Annotated in this window: 3 protein-coding genes; 1 reads left to right on the top strand and 2 read right to left on the bottom strand. The window is 72.4% G+C overall.

Features of this window, described 5'->3' with window-relative positions; translation table 11 throughout:
* Together AB8Z75_RS29755 and AB8Z75_RS29750 are read right to left on the bottom strand one after the other, a co-directional pair.
* Window positions 1–1,909: serine/threonine-protein kinase (locus tag AB8Z75_RS29755; RefSeq protein WP_369207382.1), on the bottom strand; the 1,909-nt coding region annotated here is incomplete at its 3' end.
* Window positions 1,910–2,180: 271 nt separating this feature from the next.
* Window positions 2,181–3,887: a glycerol-3-phosphate dehydrogenase/oxidase gene (locus tag AB8Z75_RS29750; RefSeq protein ID WP_369207380.1), complete on the bottom strand. Its 1,707-nt coding sequence runs from the start codon at window positions 3,885–3,887 to the stop codon at window positions 2,181–2,183.
* 428 nt (window positions 3,888–4,315) lie between these two features.
* Here AB8Z75_RS29750 and AB8Z75_RS29745 point away from each other — a divergent pair, with 428 nt between their 5' ends.
* Window positions 4,316–5,578: a nucleotide sugar dehydrogenase gene (locus tag AB8Z75_RS29745; protein ID WP_369207378.1), complete on the top strand. Its 1,263-nt coding sequence runs from the start codon at window positions 4,316–4,318 to the stop codon at window positions 5,576–5,578.
* The last annotated feature ends 181 nt before the right edge of the window (window positions 5,579–5,759 follow it).

The raw sequence follows: 5,759 nt of genomic DNA, 5'->3' as shown, positions 1-5,759 counted from the left end.
GTCCGCAGCCAAGGCCAAGGCCCCAGGCGGTGGAGCGGGGCGCGGACGCGGACCCGGCTCCCGCTCCACCGCCTGGGGCCTTGGCCTTGGCTGCGGACCCGGACCCGGAAGCGGACCTGGCACCGGGCCCGGAAGCGGACTTGGASCCGGCTTGGGAGCGGGGCGCGGACGCGGACCCGGCTCCCGCTCCACCGCCTGGGGCCTTGGCCTTGGCTGCGGACCCGGACCCGGAAGCGGACCTGGCACCGGGCCCGGAAGCGGACTTGGACCCGGACTCGGAAGTGGACCCGGACGACGTGTCGGACGGCTGCCCGGTCTCCTTCGGCCCGGCCGCTCGGGAGGAGGCACCCGACGCGCCGGACGCGCCCGTGCCGCTCCCCGTCGCGCGGGCACCCGACGTGCGGCTCCCCGCACCGCCGTCACGGGAGCCGACGGCGCCGTCGGCACCCTTGCCGTCGGCACCCTTGCCGGTCGTGCTCTTGCCGGTCGTGCTCTTACCGGTCGTGCTCTTGCCGCTCGCGGGCTTCTCGGTCCCAGGACCCGTCCGTGGGGTCGTCGAGGACGTGGTGGGCGGCGACGACGGACGCGGCGGTGCGGACGAGGCCGACGGCGGGCTCGACGGAACGGGCGGTACGGAGGGCGACGGAGCGGCGGGAGCCCCCGAGGACGCGGCCGGGCCGCGCCGGCCGTCGGCGTGCGCACCGCCGCCACCACGGCCCGAACCGGGGCCATGGCCGGAATCGGGGGACGGCGAGCCGGACCCGGGCCGGGGACCGGAATCGGTGCCGCGGCCGGTGCCCGCCGCAGCCGCGCCGGCCGCGCCCGCCCCGACAGCGCCCGCCGCGTTCCGCACGGATTTGAAGGCGCCACGCAGGCGTTCGCCCGAGCTGGTGCCCTCGGAGCGCCGCTTGCGCCTGCCCCCGGTCGTACCGGAGCTGTAGGCGGGCCCTTCCGGCCGTGCGCCGCCCTTGCCGGACGACGAGGACGACGAGGACGACGAGGCGGAGGGCGCCTCCACCCGGGGCAGCACGGACGTGCGGGTCGGATCGCCGCCGTCGCGTCCCGACGGGCCGAGGGGACTCTTCAGCCCGGAGGCGACCGGCTCCAGCAGCAGGCGGGCCCCGCTGACGTCGAGCCGCTTGTCCGGGTCCTTCACCAGCAGCCCCGCGATGACCTCGTGCAGCTCCCCCGCGTGTTCGGGGACGGGGATGGGCTCGGTCATCACGGCCGTCAGCGTCGAGATGGCGGAGCCCTTGTCGTAGGGCGGGCGGCCCTCGACGGCGGCGTACAGCAGGCCGCCCAGGGACCACAGGTCCGCCGGCGGGCCCGGCGGCTTGCCGCGGGCCCGCTCGGGCGAGATGTAGGAGGGGGCGCCCACCAGCATGCCGGTGGAGGTGACGGACGGGTCCCCCTCAACCTTGGCGATGCCGAAGTCGGTGAGGACGACGCGCCCCGTGCCGTCCTCCAGCAGCACGTTGGAGGGCTTCACGTCACGGTGGAGGATGCCCTCGCGGTGGGCGGCGCGCAGGACGTCGAGGATGGCGAGCCCGACCTGGGCGGCGCGCTGGGGTTCGAGCGGCCCCTCCTTCTTGATCTGGTCGGCCAGTGAGCGGCCCTCGACCAGCTCCATGACGATCCAGGGCCTGCTGTCCTCGTTGACGACGTCGAAGACGGTGATGGCGCTGCCGCTGCGGATCCTGGCGATGGCCTTCGCCTCACGCAGGGTGCGGGTGATGAGCCGCTGCTTCTCCTCCTCGTCGACACTGGAGGGGAACCGAAGCTCCTTCACCGCGACACGACGGCCCAGGACTTCGTCCTCGCCACGCCAGACGGTGCCCATACCGCCGCGCCCGAGGACACCCCCGAGCCGATAGCGCCCGCCTACCAGCCGTCCCGTGTCCTCGCTCATGAATCCCCTTGTGTCCCCTCTGCGTGAGAGCCCGCCCCCGGCAGAGCCTTCATTGTGAACCATCGTCCTGACAAGACGTGTACGGGGGCGGCACGGTTACACCACAGCCCCACCACTTCTCACCGGTGTTCACACGCCCAACAGCCCTTGCGGGGACGACCAGTCCAACGGGGGACCCGCGGCCGGGTCCCCTGCCGGGACAGGCTCGCACAGACCCGGCCCGGAAACGCACACGGACCTCACACGGACCTCACTCGGAACTCACTCGGACCTACACCGGGGCGATGTCCGGCGCCCCCAGCCGGGCCGCGTCAGCCGTCTGGTCGTCAGGCTGCAACTGGGACTCGCGCTCCGCCTCCACCCGCTTCTCGTAGTGTTCGACCTCACGGTCGATCTGGTCGGCGTCCCAGCCGAGCACCGGCGCCATCAACTCGGCGCACTCACGGGCACTGCGCGCCCCGCGGTCGAAGGTCTCGATGGAGATGCGCGTACGGCGTGTCAGCACGTCGTCCAGGTGGCGGGCGCCCTCGTGCGTGCACGCGTAGACGATCTCCGCCTTGAGGTAGTCGTCGGCGGCGGGCAGCGGCTCGCCGAGCTTCGGATCCCCCGCGACCAGATCGAGCACCTCCTCGGTCATCGACCCGTAGCGGCCCAGCAGATGCTCCACCCTGGCCACGTGCAGCCCGGCACGCTGGGCCAGCCGCGCCCGGCCGTTCCACAGTGCGTGGTAGCCCTCGGCACCCGCCAGCCGCACCTCCTCCGTGACGCAGTCCGCGACCCGGTGGTCGAGCCCGTGCACCGCCTCGTCGACCGCGTCCTTGGCCATCACCCGATAGGTCGTGTACTTGCCGCCCGCGATGACGACGAGACCCGGCACCGGGTGGGCGACGGTGTGTTCACGCGACAGCTTGCTGGTGGCCTCCGACTCGCCGGCCAGCAGCGGTCGCAGGCCCGCGTAGACCCCCTCCACGTCGTCCCGCGTGAGCGGCACCGCCAGCACCGCGTTCACGTGGTCGAGCAGGTAGTCGATGTCGGCGCTCGACGCCGCCGGATGCGCCTTGTCCAGGTCCCAGCCGGTGTCGGTGGTGCCGACGATCCAGTGCCGCCCCCACGGGATGACGAACAGCACACTCTTCTCGGTGCGCAGGATCAGCCCCGTCGAGGAGTTGATGCGGTCCTTGGGCACCACCAGGTGGATGCCCTTGGAGGCGCGCACGTGGAACTGGCCGCGCTCGGCGATCAGCCCCTGCGTGTCGTCCGTCCACACGCCCGTCGCGTTGACGACCTGGCGGGCCCGCACCTCGAACTCGCCCCCCTGCTCCAGGTCCTCGATGCGCGCCCCGACGACCCGCTCACCCTCCCGCAGGAAGCCGACCACCCGCGCACGGTTGGCCGCGTGCGCCCCGTACTCGGCGGCGGTGCGCACCAGCGTGGCGACGAAGCGGGCGTCGTCCACCTGCGCGTCGTAGTACTGCAACGCGCCCACCAGCGCGTCCTTGCGCAACGCGGGAGCCACCCGCAGGGCGTGACGGCGCGAGAGGTGACGGTGCGTGGGCAGACCGCGCCCGTGGCCCGACGAGACGGACATGACGTCGTACATCGCCACACCCGTTCCCGCGTACAGGCGTTCCCAGGCCCGGTGCTGGAGGGGATAGAGGAAGGGCACCGGCTTGACCAGGTGCGGCGCGAGGCGCTCCAGCAGCAGCCCACGCTCCTTCAGCGCTTCGCGCACCAGTGCGAAATCCAGCATCTCCAGATACCGCAGCCCACCGTGGATCAGCTTGCTCGAACGGCTCGACGTCCCCGAGGCCCAGTCCCGCGCCTCGACGATTCCCGTGGACAGGCCGCGGGTCACCGCGTCCAACGCCGTGCCCGCGCCGACGATGCCGCCGCCGACCACCAGCACGTCGAGCTCCGCCTCGGCCATCCTCGCCAGTGCCCCGGCGCGCTGCTCCGGTCCCAGTGCCGCTGTCCTCACTGCTGCCTCCCTGGTGCGCGTCTCGCTGTGCGCTGTCGCTGTGCGGGTTCGCTGTGCGCTGTCGCTGTGCGTGCTCGCCGTGGGTCTTCGCTGTGGGTTACCGCTGTACCTGTTCGCTGCGCGTGCTGTATCTGTTCGCTGCGCGTGCCGTGTGTGTTCGCTGCGCGTGCTGTGTGTGCTGTGCCTGTTCGCCGTCGGTCGTACCTCGTATACCGCCCCCGTGGGCCCAGCGGACCCCATGGACCCTGTGGTCCCCCTGACGATGGTCCCCCATTCCCGCGAGTTTGGCTGAGCGTCGGCCCTGCTGAGCGCGCAATCCGACTTGTCTGTCATATGGGCTCTTAACCTTAATGAGCGCCGCTCGCCACTCCCGGTGCTGCTGCCCGGGGACGGGACCGGGACGACAAGGGGAAGGGAAGACCGCTGTCATGCCCGCAGATCTCGCCGTGCTGGGACTCACCCATTCGGGGCTGCCGCTCGCCCAGGCCGCCACGGCGAACGGAATCGGCACCATCGGCTACGACCCCGACGACGCCACCGTCGCCGACCTCGGCGCGGGCCGCCCCCCGCAGGACGCCCCGCTCAGCGCCGCGGAGGTGCGGCGCATGCTCGCGGGAGGCTTCCGCGCCTCCACCGACCCGGCCGTGCTCGGCCGGGTGCGCACCGCGGTCATCTGCGCGCCCACCAGCCTGGGCGCCAACCGCACCCCCGACATGAGCGCCGTACGCACAGCCGCCCGCACCCTCGCCGCGCGGCTGCGGCCACGCACCATCGTCATCGTCGAGTCGAGCGTCTACCCCGGCTGCACGGAAGACGTCGTCCGGCCCCTGCTGGAGGACGGCTCCGGGCTGCGCGCCGGGCGCGACTTCCACCTCGCCTGCTCACCCAGCCGCGTCGACCCTGGCAACCGCGGATACGGGTACGCCACCATCCCCAAAGTCATCGGCGGGCTCACCCCCGCCTGCACCGAAGCGGCTGCCGCGTTCTACGGGCGGCTCACCGACAAGGTCGTGCGCGCCCGGGGGCCGCGCGAGGCGGAAACCACCAAACTGCTGGAGACCAACTACCGGCACATCAACATCGCCCTGATGAACGAGATGGCTGTCTTCTGCCACGACCTGGGCATCGACCTGTGGGACGTGGTCCGGTGCGCCGAGACCAAGCCGTTCGGCTTCCAGTCCTTCCGGCCCGGGCCCGGGGTGGGCGGCCCCGGGGTCCCCGTCGACCCCAACTACCTCGCCTACCACAGCCGTTCTCTGGGCTACCCGCTGCGGATGGTCGAGCTCGCCCAGGAAGTCAACGAACGGATGCCCCGCTACGTCTCCCAGCGGGCCGCGGCCCTGCTCAACGAGCACGGCAAATCCGCGCGCGGCGCGCGCGTCCTCCTGCTCGGCGTCACCTACAAACCCGACCTCGCCAGCCAGGAAGGCGGCCCCGCGAGGGAGGTCGCCTCACGCCTCAAAGAACTCGGCGCCCAGCTGAGCTACCACGATCCGTACGTTCCGCAGTGGCGGGTCGCGGGGCAGCCCGTGCCCCGCGCGGACTCCCTCTACGAGGCCGCCGCCGCGGCGGATCTCACTCTGCTGTTGCAGAATCATCGGGTTTACGATTTGCAGGGGCTTGCGGCGAAGGCGCAATTGCTGCTGGACACTCGGGGCGTGAGCCCCACTGGTGCGGCACACCGGTTGTGACCTCCCCTCTCTTCGGGGCTGCGCCCCTGGCCCCCCATGGTCTTCCCCTTCTTCCGTGAGGGTGCCCTCGGCCGTGGTGGGGGCTCCGCCCCCATACCCCCGGGGCCTCGCCGGCCGGGCGTTGGGGCGGCTCCGCCCCCCAAATGCCCCCCGCTACGGGGGACTCCGTCCCCCCTAGGAG

It is taken from the genome of Streptomyces sp. PU-14G, from assembly GCF_041028275.1.
GTDB lineage: Bacteria > Actinomycetota > Actinomycetes > Streptomycetales > Streptomycetaceae > Streptomyces.
Note: the sequence above shows the minus strand (reverse complement) of the source record. Positions and strands in the feature narration are given on the sequence as shown.